The sequence below is a fragment of the Xanthomonas translucens pv. cerealis genome, assembly GCF_006838285.1.
Taxonomy (GTDB): Bacteria; Pseudomonadota; Gammaproteobacteria; order Xanthomonadales; family Xanthomonadaceae; genus Xanthomonas_A; species Xanthomonas_A cerealis.
Window position 1 is genome coordinate 1,427,814 of the sequence record NZ_CP038228.1, and the last position, 23,111, is coordinate 1,450,924.

Consider the following 23,111-nt stretch of genomic DNA (forward strand, 5'->3'; position numbering starts at 1 on the left):
CATCGTGAACGAGGTCGTCCACACTCCGTTGGCGCTCGCCGATCCGATCCGGACCGGTGCGGCCGCCAAGCAGAATCTGCTCGACCTCGATCGCGAGGGCCTGGAGCGCTTCTTCGCCGAGACTCTCGGCGAAGCGCGTTACCGCGCCCACCAGGTGATGAAGTGGATCCACCATCGCTACGTCACCGATTTCGACCAGATGACCGACCTCGGCAAGGCGCTGCGCGCCAAGCTGCAGCAGCATGCCGAGGTCGTCGTCCCCAACATCGTGTTCGACAAGCCCTCTACCGACGGCACCCACAAGTGGCTGCTGGCCATGGGCAACGACGGCAAGAACGCGATCGAGGCTGTGTACATCCCCGACAAGGGCCGCGGCACGCTGTGCGTGTCTTCTCAGGTCGGCTGCGCATTGAACTGCACGTTCTGTTCGACCGCCACCCAGGGCTTCAACCGCAACCTGTCCACCGCCGAGATCGTCGGCCAGGTGTGGGTCGCGGCGAGGCATTTGGGCAACGTGCCGCATCAGCAGCGCCGTCTCACCAACGTGGTGATGATGGGCATGGGCGAGCCGCTGATGAATTTCGACAATGTCGTGCGCGCGATGAGCGTGATGCGCGACGACCTCGGCTACGGCCTGGCCAACAAGCGGGTTACGCTGTCCACCTCCGGCCTGGTGCCGATGATCGATCGCCTGTCCACCGAGAGCGACGTGTCGCTGGCGGTGTCGCTGCATGCGGCCGACGACACGCTGCGCGAGACGCTGGTGCCGCTGAACAAGAAGTACCCGGTGGCCGAACTGATGGCCGCCTGCGCGCGCTACCTGCGCGCCAACAAGCGGCGCGAGTCGGTGACCTTCGAATACACGCTGATGAAGGGCATCAACGATCGGCCCGAGCATGCGCGGCAGCTGGCGCGGCTGATGCGCCAGTTCGACAACGCGGTGCAGGCCGCGAACGCCGGCAAGGTCAACCTGATCCCGTTCAATCCGTTCCCGGGCACGCGCTACGAGCGCTCCGGCGAGACCGAAATCCGCGCGTTCCAGAAGATTCTGCTCGATGCGCAGGTGCTGACCATGGTGCGGCGTACGCGCGGCGACGACATCGACGCGGCCTGCGGTCAGCTCAAAGGGCAGGTGCTGGACCGCACCCGTCGCCAGGCCGACTTCCAGCGCCAGTTGCAGACGCAGGCGGAGCGGGATGCGGCGGCCTAACTACGCCCTGTCCATCGCGGTGTCGGTCGCGGCGTTGCTGGCGCTGTCGGCCTGCGCCGGACGCAGCAGCAAGCCGGGCAAGCTGCGTAGCGTCGAGCAGGTGGCGCCGCACTACGACTTCCGCGACAACGGCCAGGTCAAGGCGCGCTATGCGCTGCAGGAACAGCTGGGCCTGGCCGGCAACCGGCTCAGCGGCGGCGATCTGGCCGGCGCCGCGGACCATGCGCGCAAGGCTTTGGCGCTGGCGCCGGATTCGGTGCAGGCGCACACGTTGCTGGCGGTGGTCGCCGGGCGCCGCGGCGATGCCGTCAGCGCCGGCGAGCATTACCGCAAGGCGGCCGAACTGGCGCCGGACCGCGGCGAGACCTTGAACAACTACGGCGCCTGGCTGTGCGCGAACGGCGCCATCGCCGAATCGCTGCAGTGGTTCGATCGCGCGCTGGCGGCCCCCGGCTACGCCACGCCGGCATCGGCCTTGGCCAATGCCGGCGGTTGCGCGTTGCAGATCGGCCAGCGCGAGCGCGGCGAACACGACCTGCGCAAGGCGCTGGCGCTGCAGCCGGACAATGTCTACGCGCTGGAAGCGATGGCGCGCGACGAAGCGGCGCAGACGCGCTTTTTCGAGGCGCGCGCCTTCTCCGAACGGCGTCTGTCGGCTGCGCCTGCCACTGCATCCGTGTTACAACTTGCGATTCAGATTGAACAAGGGCTGGGCGACATGGCTGCTGCCGGCCGTTACCAACAGCGGTTGCGCAAGGAGTTTCCCGCTATCGCGACCACCACTCCCGGGGCTAGTGCATTGTGATCAGTGATTCCAATCCGAACGCTTTCGACGGCGCCAAAGGTTGCGGGCAACAGCTCCGCGAAGCGCGCGAAGCCGCCGGCCTGAGCATCGACGACGTCGGTAGCCGCTTGCGCATGCCGTTGCACGTGATCCGTGCGTTGGAAACCGAGCAATGGGAGCGCCTCGGCGCGCCGGTGTTCGTGCGCGGCCAGCTGCGTAGCTATGCGCGCCTGCTCGGTGTGGACCTGGATCCGCTGCTGGCCAGCGCGCACATCGCGCCGGTGCAGCCGGTGGAGCTGATCAGTCACACGCATACGCCGCCGCTTCGGCGCATGCTCGAGAGCGCCACCCGGCGCCTGGTGTACGTAGTGATCACCGCCGGACTGGCGGTACCGGTGTGGTACGCCACCCGCACCCATTTCGCCGAGGACGGCCCCAGCACCGCGTCGCTGGACGTGGTGCCGGCCGCGCCGGGCGATGCCGCGCCGGCCGCGGCCGCCAAGGGCGGCAACGGCAACGCCGCTGCGCCCGCGCCGGCCGCCCACACCGTTCCCAGCGCGGCGCCGTACATCGCCTCGTTGACGCCGCTACCGCGCGCCTCTGGCGAGCCGGACAAGCCTGGCCTGAGCCTGTCGTTCCAGGGCGACAGCTGGGTGCAGATCATCGCTCCGGACGGCAAGCCGCTGGAGAAGGCGCTGCTGAAAGCTGGCGAAAAGCGCGACTACGCGCCGGGTCAAGTGGGCCGCATCGTGCTCGGCAATGCCTCGGCGGTCCAGGTTCAGCAATCCGGTAGTACCGTGGATCTGACGCCGTACAAGCGCGCGAACGTGGCCCGCTTTGCGGTATCCTCTGACGGTTCCGTGGTGCCAGCGTCAGAGTGACGGCGGCGCGGTTCCTCAATCTCAACATTTCATGTCCCGTCGTTGCGGCGGGGCGAGAGTACGCATGGCGATCGACGACCTGCTCGACGAGCACGAACAAAGCGAACGCGTCCGCACTTGGCTCAGCAAAAACGGCGCCGGCCTGATCGGCGGCATTGCCCTGGGCATCGGCGCGATCATTGGCTGGCAGTGGTGGACCAAGCAGCACTCCAACGATCTGGCGCTGGCCAATTCCCGCTACGACGCCGTGCTCAAGAGCATACAGGCCAAGCAACTGGACAAGGCCAGCAAGGACATGGCGGCGCTACAGCAGGGCCCGGCCAACATCTACGCCGAACTGGCCGCGCTGCGCCTGGCCAAGGCGCAAGCCGATGACAACAAGTACGACCAGGCCGTAGCGACGCTGCACGGCCTCAAGGCCGAGGGCGAGCTGAAGCTGCTGATCGACCAGCGCGTGGCGCGGTTGCTGATCGAGACGGGCAAGAGCGATGAAGCGCTGAAGCTGCTGGCCGCGGCCGACGACAACCAGAGCCTGGAGATTCGTGGCGATGCGCTGATCGCACAGGGCAAGCGCGACGCGGCACGCGAGGCGTACGCCAAGTCGTTGACCACCCTGGACGTGGCGGCGCCGCAACGGCGACTGCTGGAAACGAAATTGATGGATGCGGGCGGCACCGTGCCGAATCCTGCGGAGCCGATCTGATGAAGGTAGTCATGTTCAAGCGCATCGCGACCATCGCGCTGCTGGGTCTGACGCTGTCCGGCTGCAGCACGGTCAAGGGCTGGTTTGCAGGCAAGGACGCGGCCGCCAAGAAGGCCGCCGAGCCGGCCGAACTGGTCGATTTCAAGCCGTCGGTGAAGGTCGTCAAGCTGTGGTCCACCGATGCCGGCAAGGGCGAGAAGCGGATCGGCGTGCGCCAGCATCCGGCGGTGGCCGACGGCAAGGTGTACCTGGCCGCGGCCTCCGGTTCGGTCTACGCGCTGGACCTGCAGACCGGCAAGACGCTGTGGGAATACGACGCCAAGAAGGCGCGCAAGGAGCGCATGTCGCAGGTGCAGGCGCAGCCGGAGAGCCAGGTCGAGGGCGAGTCCAGCAAGGCCCTGTCCAAGGACGAGCGCGTGGCCTACAAGCAGCGCCTGCGCAACGAGAAGCAGCAGGCCAAGGAGCGCAAGCGGCTGGAGAAGAACCGTCCGCTGCCGCGCTTCGCCGGTGGTCCTGGCGTGGGCGAGGGCTTGGTCGTCGTCGGCGGCCTGAATGGCGAAGTGATCGCGCTCGACGCCGCCAGCGGCACAGAGAAGTGGCACGCCAAGGTGCCCAACGAAGTGATCGCCGCGCCGGTCGTCTCGCAGAACCTAGTGTTCGTGCGCAGCAACGATGGCCACGTCACCGCGTTCGATGCGAGCAGCGGCCAGCAGCGCTGGTTCCACGCGCAGGAACTGCCGACCCTGACCGTGCGCGGCAACGCGCCGGTGGTGTCCGGCCCGGGCGTGCTGTTCATCGGCAACGACGACGGCACCCTGGCGGCGCTGGCGATGCAGGATGGGCGCGTGCTGTGGGAGCAGACCATCGGCGTGCCGGAAGGGCGTACCGAACTGGAGCGCATGGCCGACGTGGACGGCGCGCCGGTGCTGGAAGGCACCACCCTTTACGCGACCAGCTTCAAGAATCAGACCGTGGCGCTGGAAGGCCCCAGCGGGCGTCCGCTGTGGACCCGCGATCATGGCGGCGCCGGCGGTGTCGGCGTCAGTTCCAGCAGCGTGGTGGTGGCCGACAACGCCGGTTCGGTGTGGGCGCTGGACAAGGCCACCGGCTCGGCGACTTGGTCGCAGCCGGCGCTGGCACGGCGTTCGCTGACCGGCGTGGCGATCCAGGGCGACTACGCCGTGGTCGGCGACTACAAGGGTTATCTGCATTGGTTGAAGCTCGACAACGGCGAGATCGCTGCACGCGAGCGGGTGGGACGCAAGGCGTTGGTAGCGCAGCCGGTGGTAGCCGATGGCATCCTGCTGGTCCAGAACACGAAAGGCGACCTGACCGCGTTCCGGTTGGGTCAATAAGGGAAGGAATTCGCGATGCTGCCGCTGGTCGCCCTGGTTGGACGGCCGAATGTCGGCAAGTCCACGCTATTCAATGCGCTCACGCGCAGCCGCGACGCGCTGGTCCATGACCAGCCCGGCGTCACCCGCGATCGCAACTACGGAGTCTGCAGGCTGGAGCCGGACACCCCGTTCGTGATCGTCGACACCGGCGGTATTTCCGGCGAGGAAGAAGGACTGGCAGGCGCGACCGCCGACCAGGCGCGCTCCGCGGCCGGCGAAGCCGACCTGGTGCTGTTCGTGGTCGATGGCCGCGAGGGCTCGTCCTCGCTCGACGACGAGATCCTGGCCTGGCTGCGCAAGCTGGCGCGGCCGACGCTGCTGCTGATCAACAAGATCGACGGCACCGACGAGGACCAGGTGCGCGCCGAGTTCGCGCGCTATGGCCTGGGCGAGGCCATCGCGGTGTCCGCGGCGCACCGCCACGGCATCGACGACCTGCTTGAGGAAGTGCTGTCGCGCTTGCCGGAAGAGGGCGCTGGCGCCACGCTGGACACCGATCCCGCGCGCATGCGCATCGCCTTCGTCGGCCGTCCCAACGTCGGCAAGTCGACGCTGGTCAACCGCCTGCTCGGCGAGGAGCGGATGATCGCCTCGGAAGTGCCGGGCACCACCCGCGATTCGATCGCAGTGGACCTGCAACGCGACGACCGCCTGTACCGGCTGATCGACACCGCCGGCCTGCGCCGTCGCGGCCGGGTCGAGGAGGCGGTGGAGAAATTCAGCGTGTTCAAGACGCTGCAGGCGATCGAGCAATGCGAGGTTGCGGTGCTGCTGCTCGACGCCACCGAAGGCGTCACCGACCAGGACGCCAGCGTGCTCGGCGCGATCCTGGACGCCGGCCGCGCCCTGGTGGTGGCGGTCAACAAGTGGGACGGGCTGACCGACTATCAGCGCGAGCAGGCCGAGGCGCTGCTGTCGCGCAAGCTTGGCTTCGTGCCCTGGGCCGAAGCGGTGCGGATCTCGGCCAAGCACGGCTCCGGCCTGCGCGAGCTGTTCCGCTCGATCCACAGCGCGCATGCCTCGGCTGTGCGCGTCTTCAGCACCAGCGAAGTCAACCAGGCGCTGGAAGTGGCCTACGAGACCAATCCGCCGCCGAGCATCCGCGGCCATGTCTCCAAGCTGCGCTACGTGCATCCGGGCGGCAGCAATCCGCCGACCTTCATCGTCCACGGCACCCGGCTGAAGGTGCTGCCGGAGTCGTACAAGCGCTATCTGGAGAATTTCTTCCGCAAGCGCTTCAAGCTGGTCGGCACGCCGGTGCGCTTCATGTTCCGCGAAGGCGCCAATCCGTACGAAGGCAAGAAGAACGTGCTAACCGAGCGCCAGGTCGCCAAGAAGCGGCGCCTGATGAAGCACGTCCGCGGCAAGTAGCCGGGCGATGGACGCGCGCTGCGAGGTCACGCTGGGCATCCTCGCCGGCGGCCGCTCGCAACGCCTGGGCGGTTGCGACAAGGCATGGCTGCAACACGACGGGCAAGCGCTGGTGCAGCGCCTGGCGCAATCCTTGGCGCCCGCGGTCGCAGCGGTGCTGATCAGCGCCAACCGCGACCTGCCGCGCTACGCCGCCGCCGGACTGCACGCGCTGCCTGACCGGATCGGCGCGCCGCCTAGCGCCGAGCGCTCGCTGGGGCCGATCGCCGGCCTGGACGCACTGGCCGCGGGCTGCGCCACGCCGTGGCTGCTGACCTTGCCGGTGGACCTGTGCCGGCTTCCGCCAGCGCTGCTGGACAGGTTGATCGACGCCAGTGGCGATGGGGATGGCGCCTATGCCGAGGACGACGACGGCCTGCAGCCGCTGGTGGCACTGTACCGCGTCGCCGCGCTGCGGCCTGCGTTGGCTTCGGCGCTGGATGCCGGCCGCTACGCGCCGCGTGCCCTGCAGCGGCAGTTGGCGCTGGCCTGCTTGCCGCTGCCTGGGCTGACGCTCGGCAACCTCAACACGCCGCAGGACCTGCGCGCAGCGGGTATCCTGCCTGCGCCATGAACGACTATCCCTCCCGTATTGCCTATTCCGAGGCGCTGGCCATCGTCGCCGCCGTCGCCCAGTCGCGCCCGTTGCCGGCCGAACGCCTGGCGCTGCCGCGCGCGGACGGCCGCATCCTGCTCGAAGCGCTGGACGCGCCGATCGACCTGCCGCCGTTCGCCAACAGCGCGATGGATGGCTTCGCGCTGCGCCATGCCGATCTGAATCCGTTTGCGCCGACCGTGTTGCGCCTGGCCGGCGAGCAGTTCGCCGGCGAGGACTTGCAGCAGGCGATCGGCGTCGGCGAATGCCTGCGCATCACCACCGGCGCGCCGCTGCCGGCGGGTGCCGATACGGTGGTGATCAAGGAAAATGTGGCCGAACGCGAGGGCCAGGTGCAGGTGCCGGTCGCGCCGGCCGCCGGCGCGCATGTGCGTGCGCGCGGCGAGGACGTGCGCGCCGGCGAACGTGTGCTCGACGCGGGCGTGGTGCTGACGCCGTCGCGGATCGGCCTGGCCGCCGCGCTCGGCGTGGCGCAGGTGGCGGTGGCGGCGCGACCGACCGTGGCGGTGTTCGCCACCGGCGACGAACTGGTCGAGCCGGGCATGCCGCTCAGACCCGGGCAGATCTACAACAGCAACCGCGACATGCTGATGGCGCAGCTGCGCCTGCTCGGCCTGGAGCCGACCGCGTGGCCGACACTGCCGGACGATCCGCAGCGGATCGCGAGCATGCTCAGCGATGCGGCCTCGGCGTTCGACGTGGTACTGACCTGCGGCGGCGTGTCCGCCGGCGAGAAAGATTATCTGCCGCGGCTGCTGGCCGAGCGCGGCCGCATCCATTTCTGGAAGGTGCGCATGCGCCCCGGCATGCCGCTGTTGTTCGGCGAGCTGGACCGCGCCCTGTTCCTAGGCCTGCCCGGCAATCCGGTGTCGGTACTGGCCACGTTCATGGCGATCGCACGGCCGCTGCTGGACGCACTGCAGCAGCGCACCGAGCCACGCCCGCAATGGCGCGCGCGGCTGGCCTCGGACTGGGACAAGCGCCACGACCGCCTGGAATTGCTGCGCGGACGCATGCGTTGCGACGCGCACGGACAGCTGTGGGTGGAGCCGAACCCGGCCGACGGCTCGCACCGCCTGCGCGGTGCCGCCGACAGCGACGTGCTGCTGCGCCTGGACGAGGGCGCGCGCCGCTTCGACGCCGGCGAGGTGGTCGAGGTGTTTGCGTACTGAGCTGCGCGCGTGTGCGCTCCTGAGCGAAGGACCCACCCCAGTTTTGCGCCGATAATGCACGCATGAGCATTCGAGAACTGACCCCGCAGCAGGCTCGCGAGCGCATCGCCCAGGGCGCTCGGCTGATCGACGTGCGCGAGGAACACGAGCGCGCCGCCGGCATGGCCGAGGGCGCGCTCGGGGTGGCGCGCGCGCAGTTGCAGGGCGATCCGGTCGCGCATGTCGGCGCGGCCGACGCCGAGACGATCCTGATCTGCCAGAGCGGCAAGCGCTCGCACGAAGCGGCGCTGTTCCTGCAGCAGGCCGGCTATTGCGCGATCGCCTCGGTGCTGGGCGGCACCACGCGCTGGCAGCGCGACGGGTTGCCGCTGCAGCGGCCGGCGCTGGCGCCGGAGCAGCAGGATTTCTTCGAGCGCTATTCGCGCCACCTGCGCCTGCCCGAGGTCGGCATCGACGGCCAGCGCCGCCTGCAGGCGGCGCGCGTGCTGCTGGTCGGCGCCGGCGGGCTGGGTTCGCCGGCAGGTTTCTACCTGGCGGCGGCCGGAGTCGGCCAGCTGCGCATCGCCGACGACGACGTGGTCGATCGCAGCAACCTGCAGCGGCAGATCCTGCACACCGAGGCGCGGGTCGGGCAGCCCAAGGTGGCGTCGGCGGCCGCGGCGCTGGGTGCGCTCAATCCAGGCGTCCGGGTCGAGGCGGTGCGCGAACGGGTGAGCTCTGCCAATGTCGAACGCCTGTTGCAGGACGTGGACGTGGTGCTGGACGGCTCGGACAATTTCCCGGCGCGCTACCTGCTCAACGACGCCTGCGTGAAACACGGCAAGCCGCTGGTGTACGGTGCGGTGCAGCGCTTCGAAGGCCAGGTCAGCGTGTTCGACGCCGGCCGCCGGCGCGGCCAGGCGCCGTGCTACCGCTGCCTGTTCCCGGAGCCGCCGCCGCCGGAGTTCGCGCCCAGCTGCGCCGAGGCCGGCGTGCTCGGCGTACTGCCCGGCATTGTCGGCTTGCTGCAGGCCAACGAAGTGTTGAAGCTGCTGCTGGACATCGGCGAGCCGCTGCGCGGCCGCCTGCTGTACTTCGACGCGCTGGCGATGCGCTTCCGCGAAACCCGGCTGGCCGCCGACCCGCAGTGTCCGGTCTGCGCGCCCGGCCTGGCATTCCCCGGCTACATCGACTACGCACAGTTCTGCGGCACCGAACAATAAGCCCCTCTCCCCTCGGGAAAGGGGTTGGGGCGAGGGTACGGGGCGAGAATTAGACCAAGACTCGCCATGCCGCACACAGGTGCATGGGGTGGCCCCGGCCTTGTGCGTAGAATCTGAGCATGACCAGCGCAGCCGACAGTAGTGAATTGATCAAGGTGGTGGCGCTGCTCGGCGCCGCGGTGGTCGCGGTGCCGGTGTTCCGCCGCCTGGGCCTGGGCTCGGTGCTCGGCTATCTGGCCGCGGGCCTGGCGATCGGGCCGTTCGGACTGGGCTGGTTCGCCGATCCGCAGGCGATCCTGCACGTTGCCGAGCTGGGCGTGGTGATGTTCCTGTTCGTGATCGGGCTGGAGATGCGGCCCTCGCACCTGTGGAGCCTGCGCAAGCAGATCTTCGGCCTGGGCACGGCGCAGATCGTGGTCTGCGCGACGGTGCTGACCGGGGTCGGGCTGGCGCTGGGGCTGTCCTTGCCGGTGGCGTTCATCGCCGCGTCCGGCTTCGTCCTCACCTCCACCGCGGTGGTAATGCAGTTGCTCGGCGAGCGCGGCGACATCGCGTTGCCGGTGGGGCAGAAGATCGTCGCGATCCTGTTGTTCGAGGACTTGCTGATCGTGCCGCTGCTGGCGGTAGTGGCGTGGATGGCGCCGGTGCCGGTCGCAGCCGATGCGCCTTCGCGCTGGATCGGCATCGGCATCGGCGCGGCGGCCATCGTCGGCTTGCTGGTGGCCGGACGCTGGCTGCTGAACCCGCTGTTCCGCCTGCTGGCCGCGGCCAAGGCGCGTGAGGTGATGACCGCGGCGGCATTGCTGGTGGTACTGGGCGCGGCATTGCTGATGCAGCTCGGCGGGCTGTCGATGGCGATGGGCGCGTTCCTTGCCGGGGTGCTGTTGTCCGAATCCACTTTCCGCCACCAGATCGAGGCCGACATCGAGCCATTCCGCGGCATCCTGCTGGGGCTGTTCTTCCTCGGCGTGGGCATGGCCCTGAACCTGGCGGTGGTGGCGGCGAACTGGACGCTGATCCTGAGCGGCGTGCTCGCCTTCATGGCGGCCAAGGCCGCATGCATCTATCTGGTCGCGCGGCTCACCGGCAGCGGCCACGCGCAGGCGCTGGACCGCGGCGTGCTGATGGCGCAGGGCGGCGAGTTCGCGTTCGTACTGTTCGCCGCCGCCGGCGCGGCTGGGGTCATCGATGCGCAGGTCAATGCCAACCTGACCGCAATCGTGGTGCTGTCGATGGCGCTGACCCCGCTGTTCGTGCTGCTGTACCGGCGCTGGGCGCCGGTGGAAGTGCCGTCGCTGGACGGCGTGGAGGCGGCCGACGGGCTGACCGGCAGCGTGTTGATCATCGGTTTCGGCCGCTTCGGCCAGGTCGCCAGCCAGTCGCTGCTGGCGCGCGACGTGGACGTGACCATCATCGACAACGACATCGAGATGATCCAGAGCGCGGCCGAGTTCGGCTTCAAGATCTACTACGGCGATGGCACCCGGCTTGACGTGCTGCATGCTTCCGGTGCGCACAGCGTGCGCGCGATCGCGGTGTGCATCGACAACCGCGAGGCGGCCAGCCGCATCGTCGAGCTGGCCACGCAAGAATTTCCGCACGCCAAGCTGCTGGTGCGTTCCTACGACCGTGAGCATTCGCTGAAGCTGATCGCCGCCGGGGTGGACTACCAGATCCGCGAGACCTTCGAATCGGCGGTGGAATTCGGCCAGGCCGCACTGACCGAACTGGGCATGGACCGAGACGAGGCCGCGGGCATCGCCCGCGAGATCCGCCGTCGCGACGCCGAGCGCCTAGAGTTGGAAATCGCTGCTGGCGACGTACGTGCGGGCAGCGGATTGATGTACGGCAATATCGCCGCGGCGGTGCCCAAGCCGACCCCGTTCACCCAGCCGCGGCGCGAGAGTCGCACGCTCAATCCGGCACCGTTGCCGAAAGATGCGTCGTCGGGCCGGGATGGCTAGGGCAGGGCCTCTGTCGGCAACGTGACGCCGCGCTTCATACGCCCGGCAAGCGGTCGACGCCAAAGATCCGTCCGGAAAAAAGTCCCGTAGGGTTGGGGCGAACGCAGCCCGGCCGCGCCCGGTCTTTTTACGATGGAGATGAAGGCCGGAGGTCATCGCTCTAGTGCCGCAGAGAGGTTCCGAAAGCACAGGCGGTTCCTGACGATTCGCCATGACGCCAGCCGGGTAGTGGGGGGGGCGCTTGTCCCGCCGTGGCATTGTGCGGCGCGTTGGCTGGAAGAGCGATTGACGGGCAGCCGAATTTGTCTATAAAATGCGAATCATTCTTAATCGCAATTATCGGGTTTCCACGCATCCGCATCGACCACGCGCCGCTTCCTGAAAGCCCGCTTGCTCGGTGCCCTGGCCGCACTCACCGATTTCTTTCTTCGCCCCAGACAGGCCAATGCGCTCAAACAATTCCAGTCGGCTGCAATCCGCCAATGCGTACAAGAATCCGTCGCCATGCATGCGCGGACACCTGGCCGTTGCCATCGGCCTTGGCCTGGCGTGCCTGTATGGCGCCGCACTCGCCGCGCCGCAGGAAGCTGCGGCCGGCGCGCAGGGCGGCCGCGCCGACACTGCGGCCACCGACCTGGACGCGGTGCTGGTCGTCTCCCAGCGCGCCAGCCGGGTCAGCAACGGCGCGACCAACCTGGACCTGGACATCAAGGACACGCCGCAGTCGATCAGCGTGGTCAGCGCCGCGCAAATGGAGCAGTTCGGCACCGACAGCCTCAACGAGGCGCTGCGCCTGGCCACCGGCATCCAGGTCGAGGAATGGGAGACGAACCGCACCAACTTCACCGCGCGCGGCTTCGATATCGCCAACACCCAGATCGACGGCGTCGGCCTGCCCAACGGCTGGGGCATCGTCACCGGCGCGGTGGACACCTTCGGCTATGAGAAGCTGGAAGTGATCCGCGGCGCCAACGGTCTGTTGACCGGCGTGGGCAATGCCGCCGGCACGATCAACTACGTGCGCAAGCGCCCGACCAACGATCCGCGAGGGACAGTCGGCGTGAGCGATGGCGCGTGGGGCACCACGCGCGAAGAGCTGGACTATTCGACCCCGTTCACCGCCGACGGCCGCTGGGCCGGCCGCGTGGTGGCGGCCCACGAGGAAGGAGGTTCCTATCTGCGCGGTAAGGACGACCAGCGCGATTTCTTCTATGGCGTGGTCGACGGGCAGATCGGCGAGAACGGCACGTTGACGTTCGGCTACTCCTGGCAGCACGCGCAGACCGACGGCAACATGTGGGGCGCGCTGGCCTTCATGTACAGCGATGGCACCCAGGCCGAATGGAGCCGCAGTGCCTCGACCACGCAGGACTGGACCTACTGGAACACCACCACCCAGACCGCATTCGTCGAGTACACGCACCAGTTCGGCCCGGACTGGCTGCTGAAGCTGTCCTACAACCGCCGCGACATCCGCAACGACGACAAGCTGTTCTACGCCACCGACCTGGCCGGCACCGGCCTGGAGCCGGGTACCCAACTGGGTTTGTACGGCTATCCATGGGGCGGCAAGGACGAACTGACCGCCGACCTGGGCGCGGCCACGCTCAACGGCCATTTCCAGCTGTTCGGCCGCGACCAGGAAGTGATGATGGGGGCGAACTGGTCCAGGGGCGAGAACATTAATCGGGAGTATGCCCAGGCGACGTGCGGCACCGCCCCTTGCGGCTATCTCGCCATGCCCAGCTTCCCGTGGCCGGGCGACGCCGTCGCCGAGCCGGTGTGGGGCGGCAGTTCCATGTACAGCACCCTGGACGAGCGGCTCAAGCGCGCCTATGGCGCGGCCCGGCTGGCGCTGAGCGACCGGCTGAAGGCCGTGGTCGGCTTCAACTACGCCCAATACCACCGCGACGGCGTCAACTACGGCGTGGTCTTCGACCAGACCGAGAGCAAGACCAGCCCGTACGCGGGGCTGACGTTCGACTTCAACGAACACGTGCTCGGCTACGCCAGCTATTCGGACATCTACCAGCCGCAGAGCCAGTCCGACGCGAGCGGCCGTTACCTGGATCCGACCAAGGGTTCGAACTACGAAATCGGCGTCAAGGCCGACTGGCTGGACCAGCGCCTGCTGACCACGCTGGCCGTGTTCAAGGCCGAGCAGAACGGGCTGGCCACCGGCGCCGGCTACAACGCGATCGGCCAGTTCTACTACACCGGCGTCGATGTCGAGTCCAAGGGCGTGGAACTTGAGGCGACCGGCAAGCTCAGCGACGACCTCGACGTGGTGTTCGGCTACACCGCGCTGAAGCTGACCGGCCAGGACGGCGACGACACCTACCGCTGGGTGCCTCGGCGCACCGCCAACCTGATGCTCAGCGCACGCCTGCCCAGCTACACCGCGCTGTCCTTCGGGATCGGCGGACGCTGGCAGAGCGACATCTCCAACGTGGAGAGCAACGGGTTCACCGTGCGCCAGGGCAGCTATGCGCTGTTCAACGGCTTCGTCGCCTGGGATTTCCTGCCCAACGCGACGGTGCGCCTCATTGCCAACAACATCGCCGACGAGAAGTACATCAATACCTTGCGCTACAGCGGCTACTACGGCGCGCCGCGCGCCTACACGCTCAGCTTGAACTGGCGGTTCTGACCCCGCTCCGACCCACGCACAGCCCACAGCCGACGCCATGCCCCGCACCGCCACAACTCCCGCTCCCTTCGCCGCCCCGCGCCTGCGCCTGGCCTCGCGCATCGCCGCGGCGGTGCTCGGCGGCTATGCCTTCGCATGGGGAACGGTCGCTGCGGTCACCGCGGTGCTGTCCGCCGCCGACCTGGATTTCCATGATGCCGAGTTCCTGGGCGCCGTCGCCGGCCTGCTCGCCTACCTCGTGGCGTTCCTGTGGGCGATCGCGGCGCGGCGCCTGGCGCGGGTCTGGGCGGTGCTGCTGGGCGCCGCTGCGCTGATGGCCGCCGGCGCTTCGTATGTGCAATCGTTGCTGGCTTGAATGTGCCCACCTTGAAACGGAGATAGTCGTGTTCCAGAGCTTCCGTCAATCCATGGCCTGGCTGCACACCTGGTTCGGCCTGCTCCTGGGCTTCGTGCTCATGGCCGCGTTCTTCTTCGGCGCGCTGTCGGTGTTCGACCGCGAGATTGACCGCTGGGCGATCCCGGCCACGCGCTTCGAGCCGCAGCCCATGCCCTCGTTCGAGCGCGTGCTGCGCCCGGCGTTCGAGCGGATGCGGCCGACGCCCAAGGCCATCGACGCGATGCGCCCGCGCGTGGACGGCGGCATGCCCGAACGCTTCGACACGGTGGTCAGCTGGAGCGCCTACACCACCCACCGCGACCCGGTGCTGGCGCTGTATGCCGGCTACGACGTGCCCAACGCCAAGGACCCGGAAGAAGCCATCTGGGCCTACAGCACCATCGATCCGCGCAATGGCAGCGCGTTGCCCGACGACCGCCTCAAGCTCGGCAGCGAATTCTTCTACCCGATGCACTACAGCTTGACGCTTGACTGGAAGAATCTGGGCATCTGGATCGTCGGGTTCTCGGCGCTGATGATGCTCGTCGCGCTGGTCAGCGGTGTGGTGATGCACCGCAAACTGTTCCGCGAGTTCTTCACCTTCCGTCCGGGCAAGGCGCGGCTGCGCAGCGTGCTCGACCTGCATAACCTCACCGGTGTGGTGGCGCTGCCGTTCCACTTCTTCTTCGCCTTTACCGGGCTGGTGATCTTCGCCAGCAGCTACTACTTCCCGGTCGGCCATACCCAACTGCACGAACTGCACGACCTGCACGAGCAGCTGAAAGCGCGCGAAAACGGGCTACCGCACGACCGCGCCGGCGTGCCCGCGGGCCTGGCGCCGGTAGATGCGATGGTCGCCGAAGCCCAGCGCCGCTGGCAGGCCAAGGGCAAGGCTGGCGAAGTCGGGTTCCTGGTGCTGCAGCACGTGGGCGACGCAAACGGCTACGTCAGCGTGTACCGCGCCGGCACCGACCGCATCGCGCTGATCGGCGACGGCGTGCACTTCAAGGCGTCCAGCGGCGAGCTGATCAGGGAAGACCCGCCGACCACGCCGGTCGGGCGCGTCAGCGAGTTCCTCACCGGGCTGCACCTGCAGCACTTCCGCCATTGGCTGCTGCGCTGGTTCTACGTGCTGGGCGGACTGGCTGGCGCGGTGTGCATCGCGACTGGCTTCGTGTTCTTCGTCGAGAAACGCAAGCGCCAGCATGCCGAGCAGGGCAGCCAGGGCGCACGTATCGTCGATGCGCTGGCAGTGACCATGGTGACCGGTATGGTGCTGGCGGCGCTGGGAATCCTGATGGCTAACCGCTTGCTGCCGGAAAACCTGCCTGCGCGCGGCGATTGGGAGCGCTGGGCGTTCTGGGCGACCTGGATGCTGGCGCTGCTGCACGCGACCTGGCGCAGCGCGGCTGTCGCGCAGGGGCTGGCCAATCCCGCCTGGCGCGAACAGTGCTGGGCGATCGGCGCGGGCGCGTTGGCCGCGGTGGCGTTGAACTGGATCACCACCGGCGACCACCTCGTGCGTACGATCGCTGCCGGCTACTGGCCGGTCGCCGGCATCGACCTGTTCCTGCTGTCCAGCGCCGCGGTGGCGTTTGTGGCCGCACGCAGGCTGGGACGGCACGCGCTCATCGCGCAGCCGCGTTCACCGGTCGAGGAGCCTGCACGTGCCTGACCCCATTTCCACGGCCTGCCTGTTGGCGGCGGCCTTACTCGTCAGCGTGGCCGGCATGGGTTGGCTGGCGCTATCGATGCAGGCGCACGCGCAGCAGGTCCTGGGCGGCGTTCTGTCGCTGCGTGCGGCGCGCGTGCTGCGCTGGATGGGCGCGTCCGGGCTCGTCGTGGCGCTGGGGCTGTGCCTGACGGTCGATCATGCGTCCATGGCGGCCCTGGTCTGGGTGATGGCCCTGACCGGCGCCTCGCTGCTCGTCGCCTTGACCCTGGCCTGGCGCCCGCATTTGCTGCGTGTGCTCGTTCCGTGGACGCCTCCGTTGCCGGGCCACGCGGGCGAGGCACGCGCGCAGCGGCGCAGCCATCCTCCACAGGACCGATAGGCGCCAGGCGCCGTTCCATTGACGCGTCGCCCGCAGGCCCAGCCGACAACGCGCCGTTGCGCACCCCAGGAAAACAGACGCTGCTCCGGACCATCCGGGAGACGCACCTCAGTGCAGGAATGCGCGCAGCGCCTGCGCATAGCGCGGGTCGGCATTGAGGTCGTCGTGTCCGGCGTGGGGCAGGGCGACCAGCTTGGGCTGCTGCGGCAACGCATCGAGTAGGCGCTGCGTGCTCGATGCGGGTATCGCTTGGTCGCGCCCGGCGCGCAGTACCAGCAAGGAGCCTCGGTAGCCGCGCAGCGCACTCGCCGAGTCGTAGCGGTCGCGCAGCAGCCAGCGCACCGGCGCCCACGGGTAGTGCGCCTGCGCGGCCGCGGCCAGGCTGTCGAACGGGGTGACCAGCACCAGCCGCGCCAGCGGCCGCCACGCCGCCAGCTGGCTGGCCACGCCGCTGCCCAGGCTGCGCCCGAGCACCGCGATCTCGGCGTGCGGCTTCGCGGCGCGCACGTGGTCGTAAAGCGCCAGCGCATCGCCGATCAGCGCCGCTTCGTTCGGCGTGCCGTCGCTGGCGCCGTAGCCGCGGTAGGCCAGCAGGTACCCGCTGTAGTCGGGCAGCAGCGGCGCTAGCTGCGCGTGCCTGGCGCAGGTCCTCGGCGTTGCCGCCGAAGTACAGCAAGACCTTGTCGCGGCCGGGATTGAGCTGCCAACCGCGCAGGCGCAATGCCGGGCTGCGCTGCAGGGTGAAATCGGTCTGGGCGGCCGCCACGCGGGTCGCCTGCGGGAAATACAGCAAGTTGCGCTGGCCCAGGTAGAGCAGCGCGCAGACCACCAGGTAGGCGACGGCCGCGATCGCCGCCACGATGCCCAGGTGACGCAGCATCTATGCGTGTCGGCGTTGCGCGTCGGCGAAGGCCGCCAGTTGGTCCGGCGTGGCTTCGGCCTGGAACTGCGCCTTCCAGTCGGCGAACGGCATGCCGTAGACGCGTTCGCGCGCCTGTTCCTTGCTCAGCGTCTCGCCTTCGGCGGACGCCGCCTCGCGGTACCAGTCGGCCAGGCAGTTGCGGCAGAAGCCGGCCAGGATCATCAGATCGATGTTCTGCACGTCGCTGCGGTCCTGGTTGAGGTGCTGCAGCAGCCGCCGGAACGCGGCGGCCTCGATGCGGGTGGTGTCGGTCATGGCGGAATCGGGGACAATGGGGGTCCCCAGACTCTACACCCGCTCGCCTCGATGACCGATTCCGCGCCCGCCTCCTCCGTTCCGGCCCGCATCCTCGACGGGCGGCGCATCGCCGACGAACTGCTCGACCAGCTCAAGCTGCGGGTCGATGCGCGGCTGGCGGGCGGGCAGCCGCGGCCGGGCCTGGCGGTGGTACTGGTCGGCGGCGATCCAGCCTCCACTGTGTACGTGCGCAACAAGCGCCGCGCGGCGGAAAAGGTCGGCATCGAGGCGTTCGACTACGATCTGCCGGCCGGTACCGGCGAAGCCGAGCTGCTGGCGCTGATCGACCGCCTCAATGCCGATCCCAAGATCCACGGCATCCTGGTGCAACTGCCGCTGCCGGGCATTCCCGACGCCAGCCGGCTGATCCACCGCATCGACCCGCGCAAGGACGTGGACGGTTTCCATCCGGAGAACGTCGGCCACCTGGCGCTGCGCGAATTCGGCCTGCGCCCGTGCACCCCGCGCGGCATCGTCACTCTGCTCGGGCATACCGACCAGCCGGTGCGCGGCCGCAACGCCACTATCGTCGGGGTCAGCAACCACGTCGGCCGGCCGATGGCGCTGGAACTGCTGATCGCGGGCTGCACGGTGAGTTGCTGCCACAAGTTCACCCCGCCGGAGGTGCTGCAGGCCCGCGTGCGCGATGCCGACATCCTGGTGGTGGCGGTGGGCCGTCCCGGCCTGATCCCGGGCGAATGGGTCAAGCCCGGCGCGGTGGTGATCGATGTCGGCATCAACCGCCTCGACGACGGCCGCCTGGTCGGCGACGTCGGCTTCGACGCGGCCACGCAGCGCGCCAGCTGGATCACCCCGGTGCCGGGTGGAGTCGGGCCGATGACCGTGGCGACGTTGATGCAGAACACGATCGAAGCGGCGGATGGGGCTGGTGTTGCCGGGACCTGGGACAGGGGACCGGGGACCCGGTAAAAGCAACGTTCGAGCCGAAGCACCGGCGGCCGATACATGTGGCTTGACCGAGAGACGTTCTTCGGGTCCCCGGTCTAGGCTTCTCCTCCCATAGCCTACGCCCCGCCTTTCAGGTTAAAATGCCGCGCTTCCCCACATTCGGGTCCGCCGATGCTGCGCATCCAGGCTGAAGCTCTTACCTACGACGACGTTTCGCTCGTCCCCGCTCATTCGATCGTCCTGCCGAAGGACGTCAGCCTGGAAACCCGGCTGACCCGCGACCTGCGCCTGAAATTGCCGATCCTGTCGGCGGCGATGGACACGGTGACCGAACACCGCCTCGCGGTGGCCATGGCCCAGCTCGGCGGCATCGGCATCATCCACAAGAACCTGACCCCGGCGCAGCAAGCGGCGGAAGTGGCCAAGGTCAAGAAGTTCGAAGCGGGCGTGATCACCGAGCCGTTCACCGTCGGTCCGGAAACGACCATCGGCGAAGTGCTGAAACTGACCCGCGCGCGCAACATCTCCGGCGTGCCGGTGGTCGATGGCAGCGAGCTGGTCGGCATCGTCACCAGCCGCGACATGCGCTTCGAGAAGAAGCTCGACGATCCGGTCCGCCACATCATGACCAAGAAGGATCGCCTGATCACCGTGCGCGAAGGCGCCAGCGACGAGGAAGTGCTGCAGCTGCTGCATCGCAACCGCATCGAGAAGATCCTGGTGGTCAACGACAGCTTCGAGCTGCGCGGCCTGATCACGGTCAAGGACATCCAGAAGAAGACCGACAACCCCAACGCCGCCAAGGACGCTTCCACGCGCCTGCTGGTCGGCGCAGCGGTCGGCGTTGGCGGCGACACCGAGCAGCGCATCGAACTGCTGGCCGCGGCGGGCGTGGACGTGGTCATCGTCGATACCGCGCACGGCCACTCGCAGGGCGTGATCGACCGCGTGGCCTGGGTCAAGAAGACCTATCCGCAGCTACAGGTGATCGGCGGCAACATCGTTACCGGCGATGCCGCGCTGGCGTTGATGGACGCCGGCGCCGACGCGGTCAAGGTCGGCGTGGGTCCGGGCTCGATCTGCACCACGCGCGTGGTCGCCGGTGTCGGCGTGCCGCAGATCACCGCGGTGGACATGGTCGCCGAGGCGCTGCAGGACCGTATCCCGCTGATCGCCGACGGCGGCATCCGCTACTCGGGCGACATCGGCAAGGCGCTGGTCGCCGGCGCCTCCACGGTGATGGTCGGCGGCCTGTTCGCCGGCACCGAGGAAGCCCCGGGCGAGGTCGAACTGTTCCAGGGCCGCAGCTACAAGAGCTACCGCGGCATGGGCAGCCTGGGCGCGATGGAGAAGGGCAGCAAGGACCGGTATTTCCAGGACGCCTCCGACGCCGACAAGCTGGTGCCGGAAGGCATCGAAGGCCGCGTGCCGTACCGCGGCCCGCTCAGCGGCATCATCCACCAGTTGGTTGGCGGCCTGCGCGCCACGATGGGCTACGTGGGCTGCGCGACCATCGAGGACATGCGCACCAAGCCCAGGTTCGTCACCATCACCGGTGCAGGCCAGCGCGAGAGCCATGTGCACGACGTGCAGATCACCAAGGAACCGCCGAACTATCGCATGGGGTAAGTGCCGGGACTCGGGACTCGGGACTCGGGACTCGGCACAGCAGTTGGACGGCGACGGACGAAGCGATTCCTCCTCGCCGTTTCTTCATCGTCGATCGCTACCGGATCGCGGGATCCCGAGTCCCGAGTCCCGAGTCCCGAGTCCCGAGTCCCGATGTCAAACATCCACAGCGACAAGATCCTCATCCTCGATTTCGGCGCGCAGTACACGCAGCTGATCGCGCGGCGCATCCGCGAACTGGGGGTCTACTGCGAGATCTGGGCCTGGGACCACGATCCTGCCGAGATCGCCGGCTTCGGCGCCAAGGGCATCATCCTGTCCGGCGGCCCCGAATCGACCACGCTGCCGGGCGCGCCGGTCGCGCCGCAGCAAGTGTTCGACAGCGGCCTGCCGGTGTTCGGCATCTGCTACGGCATGCAGACCCTGGCCGCGCAGCTGGGCGGCGCCACCGAGGCGGCTGACCAGCGCGAGTTCGGCCATGCCGAAGTGGAGGTGATCGCGCCCGACGCGCTGTTCTCCGGCCTCAGCGACCACCCCGGCGCCGCGCGCCTGAACGTGTGGATGAGCCACGGCGACCACGTCTCCAAGGTGCCGCCTGGCTTCACCATCACCGCGGTGACCGAGCGCATCCCGGTCGCGGCGATGGCCAACGAGGCCAAGCGCTGGTATGGCGTGCAGTTCCATCCGGAAGTCACCCATACCCTGCAGGGCCAGACCCTGCTGCGCCGATTCGTGGTCGACGTCTGCGGCTGCGAGACCCTGTGGACCGCGGCCAACATCATCGACGACCAGATCGCGCGCGTGCGCGCCAAGGTCGGCGACGACGAGGTGATCCTGGGCCTGTCCGGCGGCGTGGATTCGTCGGTGGTCGCCGCGTTGCTGCACAAGGCGATCGGCGACAAGCTGACCTGCGTGTTCGTCGATACTGGCCTGCTACGCTGGCAGGAAGGCGACCAGGTGATGGCGATGTTCGCCGAGCACATGGGCGTCAAGGTGATCCGGGTCAACGCCGCCGACCGCTATTTCGACGCCCTGGCCGACGTCAGCGACCCGGAGGCCAAGCGCAAGATCATCGGCAACCTGTTCGTGGAGATCTTCGACGAGGAGTCGAACAAACTGGCCAACGCCAAGTGGCTGGCGCAGGGAACCATCTATCCGGACGTGATCGAGTCGGCCGGCAGCAAGACCGGCAAGGCGCACGTGATCAAGAGCCATCACAACGTCGGCGGCCTGCCCGAGCACATGAAACTGGGCCTGGTCGAGCCGTTGCGCGAGCTGTTCAAGGACGAAGTGCGGCGCCTGGGCGTGGAACTCGGCCTGCCGCGCACGATGGTCTACCGCCATCCGTTCCCCGGTCCCGGCCTGGGCGTGCGCATCCTCGGCGAAGTGAAGCGCGAGTACGCCGAGCTGCTGGCCAAGGCCGATGCGATTTTCATCGAAGAGCTTCGCAAGGCCGAACTGTATGACAAGACCAGCCAGGCGTTCGCGGTGTTCCTGCCGGTCAAGTCGGTGGGCGTGGTCGGCGACGCGCGCGCCTACGAATGGGTGATCGCGCTGCGCGCGGTGGAAACCATCGACTTCATGACCGCGCACTGGGCGCACTTGCCGTACGACTTCCTCGGCACCGTCTCCAACCGCATCATCAACGAATTGCGCGGCGTCTCGCGCGTGGTCTACGACATCTCCGGCAAGCCGCCGGCGACGATCGAGTGGGAATGATCCCATGTCCGACATAGACCGGCACCAAAGAGCATAAAACACCTCTAAGCCCGCGTAACAGCGGGCTTTTTTCGTTTTCTACCTAGCACCATCTGGCAAATTTTCGCATCGCCAAGCACCCCGTTTTTATGGCATGTTGGATAGTACGATTTGAACTGATGCCATGTTCGGCACTCAATACCATGCTGATTTTGACGATAAATTCATGGTATTGAGTCAATCTAACTCATTGATTTTAAATATTTTTAACGTGAAATCACAGAGATTTCTGAGCATGGTGTTCGAATCGCCCTCAGATGGCCGGGGTTCAGCCGACATACGCGCAAAAATGACTCGCAGAATCCGATTTCCTTCGTGAAAACATGAAGTTGCCAGTTAAAACCGCACTTTCGTGGGATCATCCACTACCTTGTCCCTTCAGGTTCGGCACGCTGCAACTGTCTTGCGGCAAGTGTGCGGGGCCGGTAGGCCACTGGGCGCGTAATAGGTAGACGGAACGCCGCAGCCCTATGTAGTGGGTCTTGACAATGTGGGTCATCCCAGTTAAGTGAGATGCAGGCAATCGGCTCGTGCTCGCTCTCGTGAAGCCGGTGGCATCCGTCTATTAGCCACCCTGCGGATTCTGTGAGTCATTCTGGCCTGGACGTAGCCCACGTCCCCAGGAGCAACGGAACTCACGCCTACGACCAATGATTACTTACCCCACGCCGCGATCAGCATGAGGACTAGGAGCGATTCGTGCAAGAAATAGCCAAAAGTGAGGGTGGAGCAGGGATTGGTGTAAAAAAAACAGCCAAAATTGAGCTAACTTGCTGTCAGTACAGAATTTTTTACCAATCCCTGCCGACCCTCAACGCGATCGGGCTCGCGGTGAAGAGCTGAAGCCTAAAAGGCTGCTGAAATACCAATTTGGACCTGACAAACCCACACCGGTGAGCCGTCCCCTGTGAATTCTGCGTCCTCTGTTGACTGACATCGGACGCCTCAGATTCCACGCAGAAGCCCCCAAACGGGGTATCTCAAGACGACATTCATAGGTCCTGTGGAGTTTTTCAGCAGCCTGCTAAGGCTAGGGCAATCCGCTAAAAAATAGTCCCGCACTTTTTTAAAAAGCTTCATCAAAATCGGCTGTTTGGCTTAAATCAAGCCGCCCCCTGGCGGCGCGGCTTGTTACCAACACGAAGTGCGCCCAGTTACAGCGCCTGCGTTGCGCAGG

General features: G+C 67.5%; 19 protein-coding genes. 17 read left to right on the top strand and 2 right to left on the bottom strand.

What is annotated here, in order from left to right; translation table 11 throughout:
* Window positions 1-4 precede the first annotated feature (4 nt).
* From rlmN to E4A48_RS06385, 14 genes are all read left to right on the top strand, one after another.
* Window positions 5-1,210, top strand: coding sequence for a 23S rRNA (adenine(2503)-C(2))-methyltransferase RlmN (gene rlmN / locus E4A48_RS06320; RefSeq protein ID WP_058196093.1), 1,206 nt, complete (start codon window positions 5-7; stop codon window positions 1,208-1,210).
* Window positions 1,197-2,015: a type IV pilus biogenesis/stability protein PilW gene (gene pilW / locus E4A48_RS06325; protein ID WP_142742063.1), complete on the top strand. Its 819-nt coding sequence runs from the start codon at window positions 1,197-1,199 to the stop codon at window positions 2,013-2,015. The genes rlmN and pilW overlap by 14 nt, the downstream gene beginning before the upstream one ends.
* Entirely contained in the window at window positions 2,012-2,875 is an 864-nt protein-coding gene (locus E4A48_RS06330) for a helix-turn-helix domain-containing protein (RefSeq protein ID WP_039009808.1), read from the top strand. Before pilW ends, E4A48_RS06330 begins: the two co-directional genes overlap by 4 nt.
* A gap of 64 nt (window positions 2,876-2,939) precedes the next feature.
* Window positions 2,940-3,578, top strand: coding sequence for a YfgM family protein (locus E4A48_RS06335; protein WP_142742064.1), 639 nt, complete (start codon window positions 2,940-2,942; stop codon window positions 3,576-3,578).
* Window positions 3,578-4,933 carry an outer membrane protein assembly factor BamB gene (bamB, locus tag E4A48_RS06340; protein ID WP_142742065.1) on the top strand — a complete coding sequence of 452 codons (1,356 nt, stop codon included), beginning with the start codon at window positions 3,578-3,580 and terminating at the stop codon, window positions 4,931-4,933. The genes E4A48_RS06335 and bamB overlap by 1 nt, the downstream gene beginning before the upstream one ends.
* A 15-nt stretch (window positions 4,934-4,948) precedes the next feature.
* The gene (der, locus tag E4A48_RS06345; protein ID WP_039009814.1) at window positions 4,949-6,346 is read left to right on the top strand and encodes a ribosome biogenesis GTPase Der; all 1,398 of its coding nucleotides are present in this window, start codon (window positions 4,949-4,951) and stop codon (window positions 6,344-6,346) included.
* A gap of 7 nt (window positions 6,347-6,353) precedes the next feature.
* Window positions 6,354-6,959, top strand: a complete 606-nt coding sequence (mobA, locus tag E4A48_RS06350; RefSeq protein ID WP_142742066.1) for a molybdenum cofactor guanylyltransferase — start codon at window positions 6,354-6,356, stop codon at window positions 6,957-6,959.
* Complete coding sequence (locus E4A48_RS06355) at window positions 6,956-8,173, top strand: molybdopterin molybdotransferase MoeA (protein WP_039009820.1); 1,218 nt, start codon at window positions 6,956-6,958, stop codon at window positions 8,171-8,173. Before mobA ends, E4A48_RS06355 begins: the two co-directional genes overlap by 4 nt.
* 62 nt (window positions 8,174-8,235) lie before the next feature.
* The gene (gene moeB / locus E4A48_RS06360) at window positions 8,236-9,375 is read left to right on the top strand and encodes a molybdopterin-synthase adenylyltransferase MoeB (protein WP_039009823.1); all 1,140 of its coding nucleotides are present in this window, start codon (window positions 8,236-8,238) and stop codon (window positions 9,373-9,375) included.
* Window positions 9,376-9,494: 119 nt separating this feature from the next.
* On the top strand, window positions 9,495-11,339 hold the full coding sequence (locus E4A48_RS06365; protein WP_039009824.1) for a monovalent cation:proton antiporter-2 (CPA2) family protein: 1,845 nt from the start codon (window positions 9,495-9,497) through the stop codon (window positions 11,337-11,339).
* Window positions 11,340-11,847: 508 nt separating this feature from the next.
* Entirely contained in the window at window positions 11,848-13,989 is a 2,142-nt protein-coding gene (locus E4A48_RS06370) for a TonB-dependent siderophore receptor (RefSeq protein ID WP_142742067.1), read from the top strand.
* Between the two features lie 37 nt (window positions 13,990-14,026).
* Window positions 14,027-14,344, top strand: a complete 318-nt coding sequence (locus E4A48_RS06375; protein ID WP_052235161.1) for a hypothetical protein — start codon at window positions 14,027-14,029, stop codon at window positions 14,342-14,344.
* Window positions 14,345-14,372: 28 nt separating this feature from the next.
* Window positions 14,373-16,040 (top strand): PepSY-associated TM helix domain-containing protein, encoded by a 1,668-nt coding sequence (locus tag E4A48_RS06380; RefSeq protein WP_142742068.1) that lies wholly within the window; start codon window positions 14,373-14,375, stop codon window positions 16,038-16,040.
* Entirely contained in the window at window positions 16,033-16,419 is a 387-nt protein-coding gene (locus tag E4A48_RS06385) for a DUF3325 domain-containing protein (RefSeq protein ID WP_039009831.1), read from the top strand. The genes E4A48_RS06380 and E4A48_RS06385 overlap by 8 nt, the downstream gene beginning before the upstream one ends.
* Window positions 16,420-16,527: 108 nt before the next feature.
* Here the strand turns inward: E4A48_RS06385 and E4A48_RS20940 are convergent, their stop codons facing one another.
* Together E4A48_RS20940 and E4A48_RS06395 are read right to left on the bottom strand one after the other, a co-directional pair.
* Window positions 16,528-17,205: an alpha/beta hydrolase gene (locus tag E4A48_RS20940; RefSeq protein ID WP_312845576.1), complete on the bottom strand. Its 678-nt coding sequence runs from the start codon at window positions 17,203-17,205 to the stop codon at window positions 16,528-16,530.
* A 94-nt stretch (window positions 17,206-17,299) separates the two neighbouring features.
* Window positions 17,300-17,596, bottom strand: a complete 297-nt coding sequence (locus E4A48_RS06395) for a DUF1244 domain-containing protein (RefSeq protein ID WP_039009837.1) — start codon at window positions 17,594-17,596, stop codon at window positions 17,300-17,302.
* Window positions 17,597-17,647: 51 nt separating this feature from the next.
* On the opposite strand from E4A48_RS06395, the gene folD reads away from it, so the two are divergent.
* From folD to guaA, 3 genes are all read left to right on the top strand, one after another.
* A complete protein-coding gene (folD, locus tag E4A48_RS06400) occupies window positions 17,648-18,568 on the top strand; it encodes a bifunctional methylenetetrahydrofolate dehydrogenase/methenyltetrahydrofolate cyclohydrolase FolD (RefSeq protein ID WP_142742069.1) in 921 nt (306 codons plus the stop codon).
* Between the two features lie 150 nt (window positions 18,569-18,718).
* Complete coding sequence (guaB, locus tag E4A48_RS06405) at window positions 18,719-20,176, top strand: IMP dehydrogenase (RefSeq protein ID WP_009602247.1); 1,458 nt, start codon at window positions 18,719-18,721, stop codon at window positions 20,174-20,176.
* A gap of 153 nt (window positions 20,177-20,329) precedes the next feature.
* The gene (gene guaA / locus E4A48_RS06410; RefSeq protein ID WP_039009840.1) at window positions 20,330-21,895 is read left to right on the top strand and encodes a glutamine-hydrolyzing GMP synthase; all 1,566 of its coding nucleotides are present in this window, start codon (window positions 20,330-20,332) and stop codon (window positions 21,893-21,895) included.
* The last annotated feature ends 1,216 nt before the right edge of the window (window positions 21,896-23,111 follow it).